The organism is Paenibacillus chitinolyticus NBRC 15660 (assembly GCF_000739915.1).
Classification (GTDB): Bacteria; Bacillota; Bacilli; order Paenibacillales; family NBRC-103111; genus Paenibacillus_F; species Paenibacillus_F chitinolyticus.
This window is the reverse complement of sequence record NZ_BBJT01000022.1, coordinates 1-15,895: the sequence shown is the minus strand read 5'-3', so window position 1 is coordinate 15,895 and position 15,895 is coordinate 1. Positions and strand designations below refer to the sequence as shown.

At 51.6% G+C, this 15,895-nt stretch carries 15 protein-coding genes; 1 reads left to right on the top strand and 14 read right to left on the bottom strand.

The features are described from left to right. Positions 1-9 precede the first annotated feature (9 nt). The 7 genes from PCH01S_RS27955 to PCH01S_RS27925 all read right to left on the bottom strand — a co-directional run bounded on the left by PCH01S_RS27955 (position 10) and on the right by PCH01S_RS27925 (position 6,857). Complete coding sequence (locus PCH01S_RS27955; RefSeq protein WP_042235571.1) at positions 10-591, bottom strand: Mini-ribonuclease 3; 582 nt, start codon at positions 589-591, stop codon at positions 10-12. Next, positions 588-1,985 (bottom strand): cysteine--tRNA ligase, encoded by a 1,398-nt coding sequence (gene cysS, locus PCH01S_RS27950; RefSeq protein ID WP_042235484.1) that lies wholly within the window; start codon positions 1,983-1,985, stop codon positions 588-590. The genes PCH01S_RS27955 and cysS overlap by 4 nt, the downstream gene beginning before the upstream one ends. After that, positions 1,966-2,637: a serine O-acetyltransferase gene (gene cysE / locus PCH01S_RS27945; RefSeq protein WP_042235482.1), complete on the bottom strand. Its 672-nt coding sequence runs from the start codon at positions 2,635-2,637 to the stop codon at positions 1,966-1,968. The genes cysS and cysE overlap by 20 nt, the downstream gene beginning before the upstream one ends. A gap of 373 nt (positions 2,638-3,010) precedes the next feature. Then, on the bottom strand, positions 3,011-4,468 hold the full coding sequence (gene gltX / locus PCH01S_RS27940) for a glutamate--tRNA ligase (RefSeq protein ID WP_042235480.1): 1,458 nt from the start codon (positions 4,466-4,468) through the stop codon (positions 3,011-3,013). Positions 4,469-4,519: 51 nt separating this feature from the next. Beyond that, complete coding sequence (ispF, locus tag PCH01S_RS27935; protein WP_042235478.1) at positions 4,520-5,005, bottom strand: 2-C-methyl-D-erythritol 2,4-cyclodiphosphate synthase; 486 nt, start codon at positions 5,003-5,005, stop codon at positions 4,520-4,522. 4 nt (positions 5,006-5,009) lie between these two features. Further along, positions 5,010-5,711 (bottom strand): 2-C-methyl-D-erythritol 4-phosphate cytidylyltransferase, encoded by a 702-nt coding sequence (gene ispD / locus PCH01S_RS27930; protein ID WP_174446857.1) that lies wholly within the window; start codon positions 5,709-5,711, stop codon positions 5,010-5,012. A gap of 99 nt (positions 5,712-5,810) precedes the next feature. Further along, positions 5,811-6,857, bottom strand: coding sequence for a PIN/TRAM domain-containing protein (locus PCH01S_RS27925; RefSeq protein WP_042235474.1), 1,047 nt, complete (start codon positions 6,855-6,857; stop codon positions 5,811-5,813). A 162-nt stretch (positions 6,858-7,019) separates the two neighbouring features. Here PCH01S_RS27925 and PCH01S_RS27920 point away from each other — a divergent pair, with 162 nt between their 5' ends. Beyond that, positions 7,020-7,415 (top strand): hypothetical protein, encoded by a 396-nt coding sequence (locus PCH01S_RS27920; protein WP_042235473.1) that lies wholly within the window; start codon positions 7,020-7,022, stop codon positions 7,413-7,415. Positions 7,416-7,539: 124 nt separating this feature from the next. Here the strand turns inward: PCH01S_RS27920 and pssA are convergent, their stop codons facing one another. The 7 genes from pssA to PCH01S_RS27885 form a co-directional block, all read right to left on the bottom strand. Then, entirely contained in the window at positions 7,540-8,286 is a 747-nt protein-coding gene (gene pssA, locus PCH01S_RS27915; protein ID WP_042235471.1) for a CDP-diacylglycerol--serine O-phosphatidyltransferase, read from the bottom strand. Between the two features lie 86 nt (positions 8,287-8,372). After that, positions 8,373-9,452 carry a DNA integrity scanning diadenylate cyclase DisA gene (gene disA, locus PCH01S_RS27910; RefSeq protein ID WP_042235469.1) on the bottom strand — a complete coding sequence of 360 codons (1,080 nt, stop codon included), beginning with the start codon at positions 9,450-9,452 and terminating at the stop codon, positions 8,373-8,375. 113 nt (positions 9,453-9,565) lie between these two features. Beyond that, positions 9,566-10,933: a DNA repair protein RadA gene (gene radA, locus PCH01S_RS27905; RefSeq protein ID WP_042235467.1), complete on the bottom strand. Its 1,368-nt coding sequence runs from the start codon at positions 10,931-10,933 to the stop codon at positions 9,566-9,568. 157 nt (positions 10,934-11,090) lie between these two features. After that, positions 11,091-13,538, bottom strand: a complete 2,448-nt coding sequence (gene clpC / locus PCH01S_RS27900) for an ATP-dependent protease ATP-binding subunit ClpC (RefSeq protein WP_042235464.1) — start codon at positions 13,536-13,538, stop codon at positions 11,091-11,093. A 46-nt stretch (positions 13,539-13,584) separates the two neighbouring features. Then, entirely contained in the window at positions 13,585-14,613 is a 1,029-nt protein-coding gene (locus tag PCH01S_RS27895; RefSeq protein ID WP_241688924.1) for a protein arginine kinase, read from the bottom strand. Positions 14,614-14,700: 87 nt separating this feature from the next. Then, the gene (locus PCH01S_RS27890) at positions 14,701-15,219 is read right to left on the bottom strand and encodes a UvrB/UvrC motif-containing protein (protein ID WP_042235459.1); all 519 of its coding nucleotides are present in this window, start codon (positions 15,217-15,219) and stop codon (positions 14,701-14,703) included. A 12-nt stretch (positions 15,220-15,231) separates the two neighbouring features. Continuing rightward, on the bottom strand, positions 15,232-15,693 hold the full coding sequence (locus tag PCH01S_RS27885) for a CtsR family transcriptional regulator (protein WP_009674502.1): 462 nt from the start codon (positions 15,691-15,693) through the stop codon (positions 15,232-15,234). Positions 15,694-15,895: the final 202 nt, after the last annotated feature.

Here is a 15,895-nt window from a genome sequence, read left to right as displayed (position 1 = left end):
TGATTCTGCTTAAAGTTTGTGTGCATCGGACGGCGCTTCCGGATCTGCTCCGGCTGCCTCCGGCTCTTCGGAAGCGTCGGCTTGAACCCTTCCGGTGCCGGCATCCGTACCGCCCGGTTGATTCGAAGCGGGACCGGCTTCGGATTCCGAAGCCGCGAGAGCCGTAATTTTCTCCGGCGCCAGCGAGGCTTCCATGATATAGTTCAGGCGCTCGTATGCCTGCTTATAGTACAAATAGCCGATCAGGGATTCGAATGCGGTGCTGTGCCGGTATTCCAGCACATCCGCATTTTTGGCAGTCGAGCCTGATTTGGCGTTGCGTCCGCGCTTGACGATGTCCGTTTCTTCCTCCGTAAGAAGAGGCAGCAGCGCCAGCAAGGCCTTCGACTGCGCTTTGGCCGAAACGTAGCGCGTAGCGGTGCGGTGCAGGTGGTTGGGACGCTGGCTGGGCATGGAGATGACGTACTGACGGATAAACATTTCATAGACGGCATCCCCTACATAAGCAAGGACCAGCGGATTAAGCAGTTCCGGCTTCTGGGAAGGCGGGTACCGGAACAGCTGTGCATTCAACTTATCGGTAAGGTTCATTTCCGGCGCCAACGGATACCCTGCGGTGTATCTTCGAGGTAGATACCCTTCTCGGTAAGCAGGTCGCGGATTTCATCGGCGCGCGCCCAGTTTTTCGCCCGTCTCGCTTCGTTGCGCTCTTCAATCAGTCCCTCGATTTCTTCGTCGAGCAGTTCATCTTCTTCTCTTGCCAGAATGCCGAGTACGGAATCGAAGTTGCGGAAGCGTCCCATAATCAGTCTGAGTGTAGCCGCGGATACCCGCTCCTGCTGCAGCACACGATTAGCCTCCGTGACGAGATCGAAAACGGCGGTAATCGCATCCGGAGTGTTAAAATCGTCGTCCATTTTCGAAATAAACTGGGCTTCGATTTCTTTCACGCGCGCCTCAACCTGATCGTCCAACGCATCTTCCTGAGCGATGCCGAGACGGTGCTTCAGGTTGGTCACACAATTCTGGATACGGTCCAATCCGTTGCCCGCTTGCGTTAACCCGTCTTCGCTGAAATTAAGCGGATTCCGGTAATGGGAGGACAGCATGAAAAAGCGGAGCGTCTCCGGTTTGATCTTTTTGGCGATCTCTCTGATCAATACCCCGTTGCCGAGGGATTTGGACATTTTTTCGTTATCGATATTGAGGAATTCGTTGTGGAGCCAGTATTTCGCCATCGGCTTGCCCGTAATGGCTTCCGTCTGGGCAATCTCGCACTCATGATGCGGGAACGTGAGGTCTACGCCGCCGCCGTGAATGTCGATCGACTCTCCCAGGTACTTGTGCACCAGAGCGGAGCATTCGATGTGCCAACCCGGACGACCGTTGCCCCAGGGACTGGACCAGAACACCTCGCCCGGTTTCGCCGCTTTCCAAAGAACGAAATCCTGCGGATTTTCCTTGCGCTCATCCACTTCGATGCGGATTCCGTACTGAAGCTCATCCAGATTCTGATGAGACAGTTTTCCGTACTCTTTGAAACGGGAGGTCCGGTAATAGACGTCTCCGCCATTCTCGTAAGCAAAGCCCTGCTGCACCAGCGAATTAATGAAGGTGATGATGATCTCCATGTTGTCCGTTACCCGCGGATGAATCGTGGCCGGCTCGATGCGGAGGGTTTTCATATCTTCCATATAGGCGGCGATAAAACGGTCGGCCAGCTCCTGCACGGTTTCCCCTGTTTCTTCCGCTTTGCGGATCAGCTTATCGTCCACGTCGGTAAAGTTCACCACGTAGGTCACTTCGTAACCGACATAGGTTAAATAGCGGCGGACGACATCGAAGAAAATCGCCGGGCGTCCGTTGCCGATATGAATATAGTTATATACGGTCGGGCCGCACACATACATTTTCACCTTGCCCGGTTCAAGAGGTTTAAATTCTTCTTTTTCTCTTGTCATCGTATTAAACATTCTGAGTGTCATGCTCCCTAACGCCTCCATTCTTGATCTTCTCTTCTTCTAATTGTTCCCTTAATTCGTCGATTTGCACCTGTAAAGTGCGGCAAAGATCAAGTACCGGATCGGGCACGTTGCCGTGATCCAGCCGGTTAACCCGGATTCCGTCCCTTTTCACAATTTTTCCGGGAATGCCCACTACCGTAGAGTTCGCGGGAACTTCCTTAAGCACGACCGCATTCGCGCCGATCATCGCATTGTCTCCCACTTTGAAAGAACCCAGGATCTTGGCCCCGGAGGAGATAACCACCTTGCTGCCGATCGTCGGGTGCCGTTTGCCTTTCTCTTTTCCCGTTCCGCCGAGGGTGACTCCCTGATAAAGAATAACGTCATTGCCGATTTCGCACGTTTCGCCAATCACTACCCCCATCCCGTGATCAATAAACAGCCTTTCGCCGATTGTGGCTCCCGGGTGGATTTCGATGCCAGTCATAAAGCGGCTGAACTGCGAAATGATACGTGCCGCCGCAAACAGTTTGCGGGTATACAACCAGTGAGCAACCCGGTGCGCCCAAATGGCATGGAGCCCGGAATAAGTAAACACAACCTCGAACCAGCTTCGGGCGGCAGGATCATTGTCGAAGACGGCTTTTATATCAGAACGTATGGTTTTCCACAAGGTTCATCACCTTCTTATTCGTTTCTGGGATGTTTAGCTCCTACCAACTGCTCCTGGAAAAAATTAAAAAGCCTCCGCAGCCATAAGGCTGCAGAGGCGTATAATCGCGGTTCCACTCTGCTTGGTGACTGTGAAGTCTCCCAACTCTGCGTTGTTAACGGGTACGACCCGACTGAACCTACAGAGGCGTAAGCCATCATTCGGCGCAGCAGCTCACAGGTGCATTTCCTCATAAAGGGATCGGATAACTTTCAGCCCAGCGGGTTACCGCTCGGTTATCCTCTCTGGAGATTCCGTCTTATGGGTACTCTCCTGTTCGGCGCTGTTCATAAACGTATAAAGTTGGTATCAGTATAGCTCAAAAGAGACAGCTTTACAATAAGGCGCGAAGCCGTTCCTGCACTTTTTCGCGGCCCAGCAGATGGATGGTCATGTTCAGGTCTCTTCCGTGCATCTGTCCCGTCAAAGCTACACGGATGGACATAAAGAGCTGTTTGCCCTTATAGCCGGTTTCCGCTTGCACGGCTTTAAGCAGCTTCTGCACATTTTCCGGCGCCAGACTATCGGCCGCTTCCACCTGTTTCAAGAAGCTTTGCACCACGGCCGGCACATGCTCTTCGGCAAGCAGCGCGGCCGCTTCATCGTCGAAAGCCAGCTTTTCGCGGAAGAACAGCTCGGCGAGATCTACGATCTCCGCAGCGTAACGAAGCTGTTCCTGATACAAGCCGACGAGTTCGGTCGCCCAGCGCTGCTGGTCTTCCGAGAGTTCCGCCGGTATAAGCCCCGCTTTTTGAAGATGAGGAACAGCCAGTCCGGCGATTCTTTCGAGCGGTGCCTGTTTGATGTAATGATTGTTCATCCAGTTAAGCTTGTCCATATCGAAGACGGCCGGGCTTTTGGAAACACGGTCCAGATCGAACTGTTCCACAAGCTCTTCCAGTGTGAACATCTCCACTTCGCCTCCGGGAGACCAGCCCAGCAAAGCGATGAAATTCACGACCGCTTCCGGCAGATAACCCAATTCGCTGTATTGTTGTACGAATTGAATGATGGACTCGTCGCGCTTGCTCATTTTTTTGCGGTCCGGGTTGAGGATCAGCGAAAGATGCGCGAAATCCGGGACCGGCAGGCCGAGCGCCTCATACAGCATGATCTGACGCGGTGTATTCGTCAAATGCTCCTCGCCCCGGATGACGAGGGAGATTTTCATAAGGTGGTCATCCAGTACAACGGCAAAGTTGTAGGTCGGAATTCCGTCGGGACGGACGATGATAAAGTCGCCGATTCCGTTCGTTTCGAATTCGACTTCTTCACGTACTTTATCTTTAAATGCGATAATCTTATCCTTCGGTACATGGAACCGGACAGAAGGCTTGCGCCCTTCCGCTTCGAACTCCGCCTTCTGCTCGGCGGTCAGGTGGCGGCGGCATCTTCCCGAATACTGCGGAGTTTCTCCGCGCGCTTCCTGCTCTTCCCGTTCGCGCTCGAGCTCCTGCTCGGTGCAGTAGCAGGGATACGCGTTCCGCTCGCTCAGCAGCTGATCGATAAACGGCTGGTACAAGCCCAGACGTTCCATCTGACGGTAAGGGGCGTACGGCCCGCCGATATCGACGGATTCGTCCCAATTCAGCCCAAGCCAGCTTAAGCCGTCCAGCTGATTCTGTACACCGGACTCGACATGACGAGTCTGGTCTGTATCTTCGAAGCGGACCACGAATTGGCCGCCGTTTTTACGGGCAAGCAAATAATCGAATAAAGCGGTACGGGCTCCACCGATATGAAGATGTCCGGTCGGACTCGGTGCGTAACGTACGCGGAGTGGGGTACTCATGGTATTAGCCTCTCTTCCGTTTTCCCTTGCGGGATCCTTTGAAATAATAATTTATGATAGCACACCTTTTATCAAACAAACAACCGACTGCGCCGCGATTCCTTCGCCTCTTCCGGTAAAGCCGAGCTGCTCCGTAGTGGTCGCTTTTACGTTCACCTGCTCCAGTTCCGCATCCAGCGCCCGGGCAATAATTTCCGCCATTTGCGGAATATACGGGGCCATTTTGGGCTTCTGGGCGATGATGGTGGAATCCACGTTGCCGAGCCGGTACCCGCGTTCTTTGGCCAGGGCCCAGACCCGCTTCAACAGCACCAGGCTGTCCGCATCCTTGAATTCGGCAGCCGTATCCGGGAAATGCTTGCCGATATCGCCCAAACCCAGCGCCCCCAGTATGGCGTCGGTAATCGCGTGAAGCAGCACATCCGCATCCGAGTGCCCCAGCAGTCCCTTTTCATACGGAATCGTAACGCCTCCGATAATACACGGGCGGCCCTCCGCCAACTGATGCACATCAAATCCTTGTCCTACTCGAATCATCCGTCTATTCTCCTCTCCTGTTGCCTAACAACCATTCCGCCCATGGCAGATCTTCGGGGGTAGTGATTTTGATATTGGCATAATCCCCTTCGACGACATGCACCGTATGCCCCGCCCGTTCGACAAGCATGGCATCGTCTGTGCCAAGGAATCCGTCTCGGATTGCCTCCTCATGCGCTTCTTTTAAAAGAGAAAACCGAAAAGCCTGCGGCGTTTGGATCGCCCACAAGCTTTTGCGGTCGGGTGTGGACATGATCTGGCCATCCTCACTCACGACCTTGATCGTGTCTTTAACGGGAACGGCCAGCACGGCTGCACCCGTATCTATGGCTTTGTCCAGACAGGCGCCTACCTGCTCTTCGGTAACGAGCGGGCGGACGCCGTCATGGACAAGCACCCACTGCGTTTCCGCGCCAAGCGCCTCCAGTCCCGACCGGACGGAGTCCTGCCGTTCCGCACCGCCGGCTATGACCCGGCTGACTTTATGCAGCCCGTAGCGGGCGGCATACGATTCGCAGCGCGGGACGTCCGCTTCCCCGGTCACAAGCACGACGGAGTCGATACGGGCCATCTTCTCGAAGAGTTCCAGCGTATGTACCAAAATCGGCTTGCCCGCCAGCTCCAGATATTGTTTGCTTTCCGCCGTCCGCATTCGTGAACCTCTGCCTGCCGCAACGACGATGACGCCGACTTTATTCACCTGCATACCTCCGGTTACCACCGGGTTTTGCTGCTGCAGCCTTTTTCCTCTGCTTTAACGTGCCTAGCTGCAGCCCCAGCGAAATACTCTCCCTATGATAACCCTTTATTGCGCTTTTTCCAAGAGCTTGGGCTTCGCGAAGATCATTCGTCCCGCTGACGTTTGAAGGACACTGGTAACCATTACTTCAAGCAGGGAGCCGATAAAGTCCCGGCCGCCTTCAACGACGATCATGGTTCCGTCATCCAAATACGCTACTCCTTGTCCATGCTCTTTGCCGTCCTTGATGACCTGAACCAGAATCTCTTCACCGGGGAGTACCACCGGTTTCACGGCATTCGCCAAGTCGTTGATGTTCAGAACGGATACGCCCTGGAGTTCACAGACCTTGTTCAAGTTGTAATCGTTGGTGATCACTTTGCCTTGAAGCACCTTGGCGAGCCGGATAAGCTTGCTGTCCACCTCGGAAATTTCTTCGAAGTCGCCTTCATAGATAAGAACTTTCACGTCAAGTTCCTTCTGAATTTTATTTAAAATATCCAATCCGCGCCTGCCGCGATTACGTTTGAGCAAATCGGAAGAATCCGCGATATGCTGCAGCTCCTCAAGGACGAATTCCGGAATAACCAGCGTTCCTTCAATAAACCCCGTTTTGCAAATGTCCGCAATGCGTCCGTCTATGATCACGCTCGTATCGAGGATCTTGTGTTCTTCCGGCATTTTTCCTTTGCCGCTTCCCCCGTCTTTCCGGCTGCTCAGAAGTTCGAAGATTTCCTCGCTCTTGCCGTAGCCGATCCGCCCGCCCATGAAGGCCAGAAGAACGGTAGCCATACCCGCCAATACTACATGAACCCGTTCAAGCGCCGGGAATACCAGCACGGCTGCAAGCAGCCCCACGATCGTACCGAATGCGGCAGGAAGAAGATCGGAAGCGGGCATTTGCGATAAGCTGTTTTCTCCACGCTGCACCAGTCTTAAAATAAGGCCCATGCCTATCCATGACACGATAAACATCCCGATAAATCCCGCTCCAGCTGCCGTGTAATCCGCAACCGTTCCACCGTTGATTCCCGATAATTGAATAATGGCATCACTCCACCCGTAACCGAGCGCACCACCTAAGACGGCAATAATCCATTGAATCCATTTCATCTTACGGATTCACCTCCATCATCCAAAGTAAGAGGATCCTCTCCCCTGTTACAAGTATGTTCCAAATGTTGGATGTATAAACACGCAGCAGGTGTCAGATTGCCTCGCTAACCTAATTTCTATATAATGAGATGGAGACGAAACTAAAATGAGGTGCATGAGATGAGTGCCCTGTCCCTGAAAGATTTCCAGGAACAAGTTGGTGAACTGCTGCTTCGCCATCGCAGCCTGCTTGATGTATTGTCCAAATTCCAACAATCCAATGCCGGTGTGAACCGCTCTGTCATCAAATCGATTACCGAATGCGGCTGCGTTGAAGTCAATGCCAAGAAACAGGAGTATTCTCCCGAAATGACATTGGATCAGGCTAAAATCGAGCTGCAAACCCATTTGGAAGGCCAGTTGTGCGAGCACTGCATGGAGGCGATTTCCACTGAAATCGGTAAGCACCTTTTTTATCTTTCCGCTCTGAGCAATCTTCTTGATGTGAACTTGGAAAAAGTACTCGAAGACGAATCGAAAAAATGCTCGACACTCGGATTTTTCAATATGTCTTAGTATAGAAGAAAAAAGCATGTATTCTCCTCCGAAGCCCGGATGAAAATAGATGCTTTTTTTGTTCACCGAAACCCTGATTTAGCGGCAAAAAAAAGAACAGGAAGCTTATACTTCCTGCTCTTTTTTATAGATGAGTTTTTGAATTCGCCAGATCTTCGGTCGTTTCCATGGCTTTGTGCTTTCTGCGGCGAAGAACGAAGAGGCGATCAACGTTTTTTTTTAAGCCATAGAGCGCATAGATCACAAGCGGTATGAAAATCATTTTGGAAATGAACGATGGTTTGTTGATTCCGATAATAACCGCGATGATCACAATGATCGGTGTAATCCAGATAGCGGCTTTGGGAATTCCCGCTTTCTTAAAGTTCGGATATTTGACGTTACTCACCATCAGATAGGAAAGCAGCACTGTGCTGACCAGCAGAACATAGACGTTAAGCTCGTTGTGGAACAATGCCAGCGTTGCAAGTATGCCGCCTGCCGCCGGAATAGGTAGGCCGATAAAGTAACCCGGTGTACCTGCCACCACATTAAAACGTGCCAGACGAAGAGCTCCGCAAATCGGGAATATTGCCGTTACGACCCAAGCTGCCGCGGCAGGGCGGATATCGCCGAATGCGACAACGTACATAATGAATGCCGGTGCTACACCGAACGAAATGACATCCGACAAAGAATCCAGTTCTTTACCAAACTCACTCTGTGCGTTGAGCGCACGAGCAACTCGTCCATCCAGACCGTCGAGCAGCATAGCCACAATGACAAGTACGGCTGCCGTATCCGGTCTTTCATTAAACACGAGAATAATGGCCAGAACGCCTAAAAACAGATTCCCAACAGTAAACAAGCTAGGAAGCGATTTAGTTATCATATTAGTTTAGTCCACCTCTAAATATACTGTACCCCATTAAAACAACGTGATTCAACCCATATTTATACTTTATGATTGTATGCAATTTAAATATGCCTGTCAATTAATACTTGCTCCTGAATTCTGCGCAGCCCTTCCTTGATCGCTCTCGCCCGGACCTCTCCGATTCCGTCTACCTCATCCAGCTCTTCGATTGTCGCCACCGTGATATGAGGTAAGTGACCGAACTTTTCCACCAAATTACTGATAATGATAGAAGGAAGCCGCGGGATTTTATTGAGTACCCGGAACCCTCTCGGAGAAACAAGTTCCTCCGATACGGCGTTAGTGTGCGGATAGCCGAGCAGCCGGATAATATGATGCGGATCGAGCAATTCTTCGGAAGAGAGACGCTTGAGCCCCAGCAAAATATCTTTGATCTTCTCTTCGCTGAGTTCCCGGACATAATCCTTCAGAAGCAGACGTACTTCCAGCTCCGTATTACCGACCAGTTCTTCCAACTGCATGGAAATCAGGCGTCCTTCGGTTCCAAGCTCCGTGATATATCTGTTGAGCTCGTTCTTAATACGCAGCACCATTTCTACCCGCTGAATGGCATTGGTGACATCATGCAGAGTCACAAGCTCTTCGAACTCGGAAGCGCCCAGATTGATTAAGGACTGATCCAGCTCCGTCTTGTAACGTTCCATCGTCTGGATCGCCTGATTCGCCTTGGTCAGAATGACCCCGATATCCTTGAGGGAATACCGCAGGTTTCCTTGATACAAGGTAATAATGTTCCGGCGCTGGGAAATAGACACAACCAGTTTATTCGTCTGCTTGGCAACCCGCTCGGCCGTACGATGCCGGATTCCCGTCTCGGTCGATGGAATCGAAGAGTTCGGAATCAGTTGGGTATTCGCATATAAAATTTTCTTGGCATCTTCATTTAGAATGATGGCTCCGTCCATTTTGGCCAATTCATACAAATAGTTTGGCGTAAAATCGCAGTCGATGGAAAATCCGCCGTCCACGATTTCCATAACTTCCGGAGTACATCCGACGACAATCAAGGCTCCCGTTTTGGCACGAAGCACGTTCTCGAGCCCATCGCGGAAAGGCGTACCCGGAGCGACCAGCTGGAGCAGTTGGCTCATGACGTCTCGTTTAGTTTCTTCTTTGCTCATGTTAATCCTCCTGAAGCATTTCCGTTCTGTTAGCCGAGCGTGTTCCGCTATGCCTTGTTTTCAATAGATCCGTCTTGCGGGGCCGAACTAATCCGGCCGCATAAACTTTTAAACTAGTCCAATGCCGCTTTTAAAGCTTCGGACACCGTACTTACGCCGACCACTTCGATGCCCTTTGGAGGCGTCCAGCCCTTGAGGCTTTTCTCCGGCATAATGACGCGCCGGAAGCCGAGCTTCTGCGCTTCCTTGACCCGCTGGTCGATACGCGATACGCCGCGGACCTCTCCCGTGAGCCCGACCTCACCGAACACGGCGTCGTAAGCCTGCGTCGGCTGCTCTTTGAAGCTGGAGGCGATGCTTATCGCCACCGCCAGATCGACAGCCGGCTCATCGAGTTTGACTCCGCCGGCTACGTTCAAGTAAGCGTCCTGACTCTGAAGGAACAGGCCGACCCGTTTCTCCAAGACCGCCATAATGAGTGACAGCCGGTTATGGTCGATTCCCGTAGCCATTCTTCGCGGAGACGGGAAGTTGGTTGACGAGACAAGCGCCTGGATCTCAACCAGGACCGGTCTCGTTCCTTCCATGCTGGCGACGACTGTCGATCCGGCTACGCCAAGCGGGCGCTCGGACAAGAAAAGCTCCGACGGGTTGCTCACTTCGGCCAGCCCGGTTTCCCGCATTTCGAAGATGCCGATTTCGTTCGTTGAACCGAACCGGTTTTTAACCGCACGCAAAACGCGGTAGGTGTGATGCCGTTCCCCTTCAAAATAAAGCACACAGTCCACCATATGTTCAAGCAGGCGCGGTCCTGCAATGGCGCCTTCCTTGGTTACATGGCCGACAAGAACCGTCGCTATATTCTTAAGCTTAGCTATGCGCATGAAATGGCTTGTGCATTCACGTACTTGGGAAACGGTTCCCGGGGCGGAGGATACGCTTGGATGGTAGACGGTCTGAATCGAGTCGATGACCAGAAAATCCGGCTGAACCTCCTGGATCGCCTCTTCAACCACTTCCATATTCGTTTCGCAGAGCACGTATAGATTCGGCGAAACGGCATCCAGCCGATCCGCGCGAAGCTTCGTCTGACGAATCGATTCCTCGCCTGAGATATATAAAACCTTCCGCCCCTCTTTGGTCAGCGAGTGCGAGGTTTGCAGGAGCAGCGTCGATTTGCCTATGCCGGGGTCTCCCCCAACCAGAATGAGCGAGCCGGGGACGAACCCGCCGCCCAAAACGCGGTTGAGCTCTCCGTTATCCGTGAGCACACGCTGTTCAACACTGCTTTCTATGTTTATGATCGGAGTCGGTTTTTCTTTCGTCCGCAGGAAAGAAGAATTCATTCCCTGGGTCTTGACAACCGTCTCCACTTCTTCGGCAAAACTGTTCCACGCTCCGCAGCCGGGACATTTGCCGAGCCACTTCGGGGTTTCAACCCCGCACTGCTGGCAGATGAATTTCGTTTTTGTTTTACTCATGGCGCGAAGTTCCCCTTCTCTTTCTACGCCTAAAACGGGCAAACCGTTCCAGCGTCATTCAAAGTTTACCATTTTTGCGAATGCTATGAAAGTACTTGGCAAAAGAAAAAGCATTTTGCGGTACAACTGCATACCGCAAAATGCTTGATTTTATACCTTATTTGGTCTGCGTCATCGCTTCTTCGTTCCGAAGTACAACAAGTTCGCCGTCTTTTTCGTCTATAGTAAGGGAGTCGCCTTTGGAGATGCTTCCTTTGAGAAGCTCTTCGGAGAGACGGTCCTCAATGTGTTTCTGGATTGCCCTGCGAAGCGGCCTTGCTCCATAGCTTGGATCAAAGCCTTCCTTAGCCAGGAAGTTCTTCGCGTCATCGGTGAGGGTAAAGTCGACCTCCTGTTCTTTCAAGCGTTTGCGGAGCTCATCGGCCATGAGACTGACGATTTCAGCAATATGCTTCTGGTCGAGAGAGTGGAAGACGATAATTTCGTCGATCCGGTTCAGGAACTCCGGACGGAAACTTTTCTTCAGCTCGTTCATGACTTTGTCCTTCATGTTGTTGTAATCTTTGCCGGAGTCTTGGACAGCCGTAAAGCCGAGTGTCGAATTTTTCTTAATCGTATCGGCGCCCACATTGGACGTCATGATGATCAAGGTGTTGCGGAAGTCGACGGTACGGCCTTTGGAATCAGTAAGGCGCCCGTCTTCCAGCACTTGCAGAAGGATATTGAACACTTCCGGATGTGCTTTCTCGATCTCATCAAGCAGGACAACGGAGTAAGGCTTGCGGCGTACTTTTTCGGTCAATTGGCCGCCTTCTTCGTAGCCTACATAGCCCGGAGGCGCTCCTACGAGACGGGACGTGGAGTGTTTCTCCATATATTCGGACATATCAATGCGGATAACGGCATTTTCGTCTCCGAACAGGGATTCCGCCAAAGCGCGGGCAAGCTCGGTTTTACCTACACCGGTCGGACCCAGGAAGATAAAGGAGCCCATCGGACGCTTCGGATCTTTCAGACCCGCTCTTGCGCGGCGGATTGCGCGGCTAACAGCTTTAACCGCTTCTTCCTGGCCGATCACACGATTGTGAAGGATATCTTCCATTTTAAGAAGACGCTCCGTCTCCTCTTCGGCCAGTTTGCGTACCGGAATTCCGGTCCAGCTTGCAACCACCTGAGCGATGTCGTCCGGAGTCACTTCCGTGTCCATGCGTCCCTGCTTCTCTTTCCATTCGTTCTTCGTACTGTCGAGTTCTTCGCGAAGCTTTTGCTCGGTATCACGCAATGAAGCGGCTTTCTCGAACTCCTGGCTTTGAACAGCCGCGTCTTTCTCCTTGCGGATGTTTTCGAGCTTTTGCTCCAGCTCTTTCAAGCTAGGCGGTACCGTGTAAGAGTGAAGCCTTACTTTCGAGCTTGCTTCATCGATCAAGTCGATCGCTTTATCAGGCAGGAAGCGATCGGGGATATAGCGATCCGAGAGCTTGACTGCTTCTTCGATAGCTTCATCGGTGATTTTCACCCGGTGATGCGCCTCATAACGGTCACGCAGTCCGTGAAGGATTTGGATCGCTTCTTCCGGAGTCGGCTGATCCACCGTAATCGGCTGGAAGCGGCGCTCCAGAGCGGCATCCTTCTCGATGTATTTGCGGTACTCATCGAGAGTAGTAGCCCCGATGCACTGCAGTTCGCCGCGGGCCAAAGCCGGCTTCAGAATGTTGGAGGCATCAATCGCACCTTCTGCACCGCCGGCGCCGATCAAGGTATGCAGCTCATCGATGAAGAGAATGATGTTCCCCGCCTGGCGGATCTCATCCATGATCTTCTTCAGACGATCTTCAAATTCACCGCGATATTTGGTGCCTGCCACGACAGAACCCATATCGAGCGTCATGACACGCTTATCTTTTAACGTTTCCGGAATTTCATTGTTGATGATCTTTTGAGCGAGGCCCTCGGCGATAGCCGTTTTACCTACACCTGGCTCCCCGATCAGAACCGGGTTGTTTTTGGTGCGGCGGCTGAGAACCTGAATAACACGCTCGATTTCTTTGGAGCGTCCGATTACCGGATCGAGGTTGCCCTCTTTGGCAATAGCCGTCAAATCTCTCGCGAGACTGTCCAGTGTAGGCGTGTTGACATTGTTGCCGCTGCCGTGATTGCTCGAAACGACCTCACTGCTTCCAAGGAGCTGCAGGACTTGCTGGCGGGCTTTGTTCAAGGAAATGCCCAGGTTGTTCAGCACGCGTGCCGCAACCCCTTCGCCCTCGCGGATCAGACCGAGCAGAATATGCTCCGTACCTACGTACGTATGGCCAAGCTTTCTGGCTTCGTCCATCGAAAGTTCAATGACCTTTTTGGCACGCGGTGTGTAAGCGATATTGGAGGGTTGCTCTTGTCCGCGGCCGATTAATGATTCGACCTCATCTTGAATTTTTTCAAGTCCGAGTCCGAGAGCCACCAGCGCTTTGGCCGCAATGCCTTCGCCTTCGCGAATAAGACCCAGCAAGATATGCTCTGTACCTATATTGTTGTGACCCAAGCGTACTGCTTCTTCCTGTGCAAGGGAAAGAACTTTCTGTGCACGTTCCGTAAATCTTCCAAACATCATACTTAGCACCTCCATTGTAATTTCGAACGAAAGTCGTATAGTACCATTAAACGTTATGACACGGCTTGAATCTTTCCCTGATGATTTCGGCACGCCGGATATCCCGGTCGTCGGGAGATAATAGCTCCCCTGCTATTTGCTGCAAAAATCCTGGCTGTGTCATCACGAGAAGTTCGTTCATAGTGTGTGCGGGAACTTCCCCCACTAAATTAAGATCTATGCCAAGGCGGACATCGGATAGCCGCTGTGCCGCTTCCTTGGAATCGATAATCGAAGCGTGAGTCAAAATTCCGTATGACCGCATAACGCGGTCTGTTATACGTATTCTGGATTCCTGCATGAGTTGCCTTCTTGCGGCGCGCTCGTGTTCGATAATCTGTTTGGCTACGCTATATAGATTATCGATGATTTCATCTTCGGACTGGCCGAGCGTAATCTGATTGGAAATCTGAAATAAATTTCCTAACGCTTCGCTTCCTTCGCCATATAGGCCCCGGACTGTCAGGCCAACCTGTGAAACCGCCGATAGAATTCGATTGATTTGCTGGGTCAAAACAAGAGCGGGCAGATGCATCATGACCGAAGCCCGTATACCGGTTCCCACATTCGTAGGACAGCTGGTCAAGTAGCCGCGTCTTTCGTCAAAGCCGTAGTCTAACTGAGATTCGAAAATATCGTCAATCTGGTTCGCCAGATCCCAGGCCTCTTTAATTTGAAATCCGGGACACAGACATTGAATCCGCAGATGATCCTCTTCATTCACCATAATGCTGATAGATTCGTTATCATTAAGGATAACGGCTCCGTTCCGCGATTCGGTTGCCAGATTCGGGCTGATCAAATGCTTCTCCACCAGGATCCTCCGCTCCAGTTCATTCAATTCCGAGAGCGGTACAAGCGTGAAGTCGCTGATCGTTTTTAAATCCTCATTGCCCAGTACATCTGAAACTTTCTCAAGCACTTCCGCGGACTGCTGGTTCGCGGCCAACATAGGAAACGGATAATCTTGCAGATTCCGGGCTATCCGGATGCGGCTGCTGATCACAATATCCGAATCGGGACCGTCCCCTTTCATCCATTCGCTTAATGCTTCCTTGACAAAATGTCTCAAAGAGGAACCCTCCTTTTCTCCAAGTTCAAAGGCTTGAGGCGGGCGTCGAAGTTAACTGCTGCCGGCTGACTTCTTATCGAGGTCGCGAATACGGTCTCGCAGTTCAGCCGCTTGCTCGAATTCTTCCTGTTCGATGTACGTCTGAAGTTCTTTCTTGAGACGCTCCACCTCACGCTTCTGCTCGATCTCCTGTCCGGAGCGTTTCGGCACTTTGCCGACATGCTGCGTATTGCCGTGAACCCGTTTAAACAGGGGATCCAGCTTATCCTGAAAGCTTTCATAGCAGTGGCTGCAGCCGAAACGTCCCAGCTTGCTAAACTGTGAATACGTAAGTCCGCAGTGTTCGCATCTTATCGGACGCGCTTTGCTTGAGACCGTTCCGGAAGAAGGATCAAAGTCCAGCAGACCCGAAAGCAAATTATGAATGGAGAAACCTCCCGGCGTACCGGGAATCAGCTCGCCCTTCTCTTTGGCGCATGTTTCACAGAAGTGAAACTCTGTTTTCTCACCGTTAACAATTTTCGTAAAATGAAGCGTTGCGGGCCGTTTGCCGCATTCTTGACAAAGCACGTCAACCCCTCCTTATTTGCTCAGTAAGGATATCAGCATCGCCTTTAAAATCCGGGCACGGACTTCATCCCGCAAAGGAAGCTTAAACTGAAGCACATCCCGCGATATTGCCGCTTTAATGATGGCTGCTTCCCTCCGGCTGATCAACCGGCCTTCTTCCAGACGGTAAATCAACCCTTCGGCCGACGCTTGATCTATACTTTCACGAATGGTAGTCATGATGGTGTCCAGCAGTGAACCGTAGGCGTTGAGTTCAATCTTCTGAATCCGGATGTAACCCCCGCCCCCGCGTTTGCTTTCCACCACGTAGCCTTTTTCAAGGGTGAATCGTGTGCTGATGACATAATTAATCTGAGACGGCACACACTGAAATTGATCAGCGAGCTCATTCCGCTGGATCTCAATAGACCCTTCGGGGCTTTGCTGCAGTATATGCTTTAGATATTGCTCAATAATCTCGGAAACATTACGCATCAATTCAGCCTCCCGTTGTTGAGAAGTAAATTGACTTTGACTTTCTTTGACCTTAACTCAATTATAATCATTTCCATATCACTTTGCAAGTACCTGATAAACAGCTATGCGGAACTTCCTCTCTTTAGTTTTAACGCTATCCCGAAAAATATGCAAATACAGCAAAAAACCTCTATGAAAAAATTCATAGAGGTTTTCGTTA

Excerpts from the sequence above, each read along its gene's own strand:
- disA (WP_042235469.1), bottom strand. The coding sequence starts at position 9,452 with ATGAGCAAAGAAGAAACTAAACGAGACGTCATGAGCCAACTGCTCCAG.
- ispF (WP_042235478.1), bottom strand. The coding sequence starts at position 5,005 with ATGATTCGAGTAGGACAAGGATTTGATGTGCATCAGTTGGCGGAGGGC.
- clpC (WP_042235464.1), bottom strand. The coding sequence starts at position 13,538 with ATGATGTTTGGAAGATTTACGGAACGTGCACAGAAAGTTCTTTCCCTT.
- PCH01S_RS27955 (WP_042235571.1), bottom strand. The coding sequence starts at position 591 with ATGAACCTTACCGATAAGTTGAATGCACAGCTGTTCCGGTACCCGCCT.
- radA (WP_042235467.1), bottom strand. The coding sequence starts at position 10,933 with ATGAGTAAAACAAAAACGAAATTCATCTGCCAGCAGTGCGGGGTTGAA.
- PCH01S_RS27920 (WP_042235473.1), top strand. The coding sequence starts at position 7,020 with ATGAGTGCCCTGTCCCTGAAAGATTTCCAGGAACAAGTTGGTGAACTG.
- gltX (WP_042235480.1), bottom strand. The coding sequence starts at position 4,468 with ATGAGTACCCCACTCCGCGTACGTTACGCACCGAGTCCGACCGGACAT.
- cysS (WP_042235484.1), bottom strand. The coding sequence starts at position 1,985 with ATGACACTCAGAATGTTTAATACGATGACAAGAGAAAAAGAAGAATTT.
- PCH01S_RS27885 (WP_009674502.1), bottom strand. The coding sequence starts at position 15,693 with ATGCGTAATGTTTCCGAGATTATTGAGCAATATCTAAAGCATATACTG.
- PCH01S_RS27895 (WP_241688924.1), bottom strand. The coding sequence starts at position 14,613 with ATGAAAGGGGACGGTCCCGATTCGGATATTGTGATCAGCAGCCGCATC.
- pssA (WP_042235471.1), bottom strand. The coding sequence starts at position 8,286 with ATGATAACTAAATCGCTTCCTAGCTTGTTTACTGTTGGGAATCTGTTT.
- PCH01S_RS27925 (WP_042235474.1), bottom strand. The coding sequence starts at position 6,857 with ATGAAATGGATTCAATGGATTATTGCCGTCTTAGGTGGTGCGCTCGGT.
- ispD (WP_174446857.1), bottom strand. The coding sequence starts at position 5,711 with ATGCAGGTGAATAAAGTCGGCGTCATCGTCGTTGCGGCAGGCAGAGGT.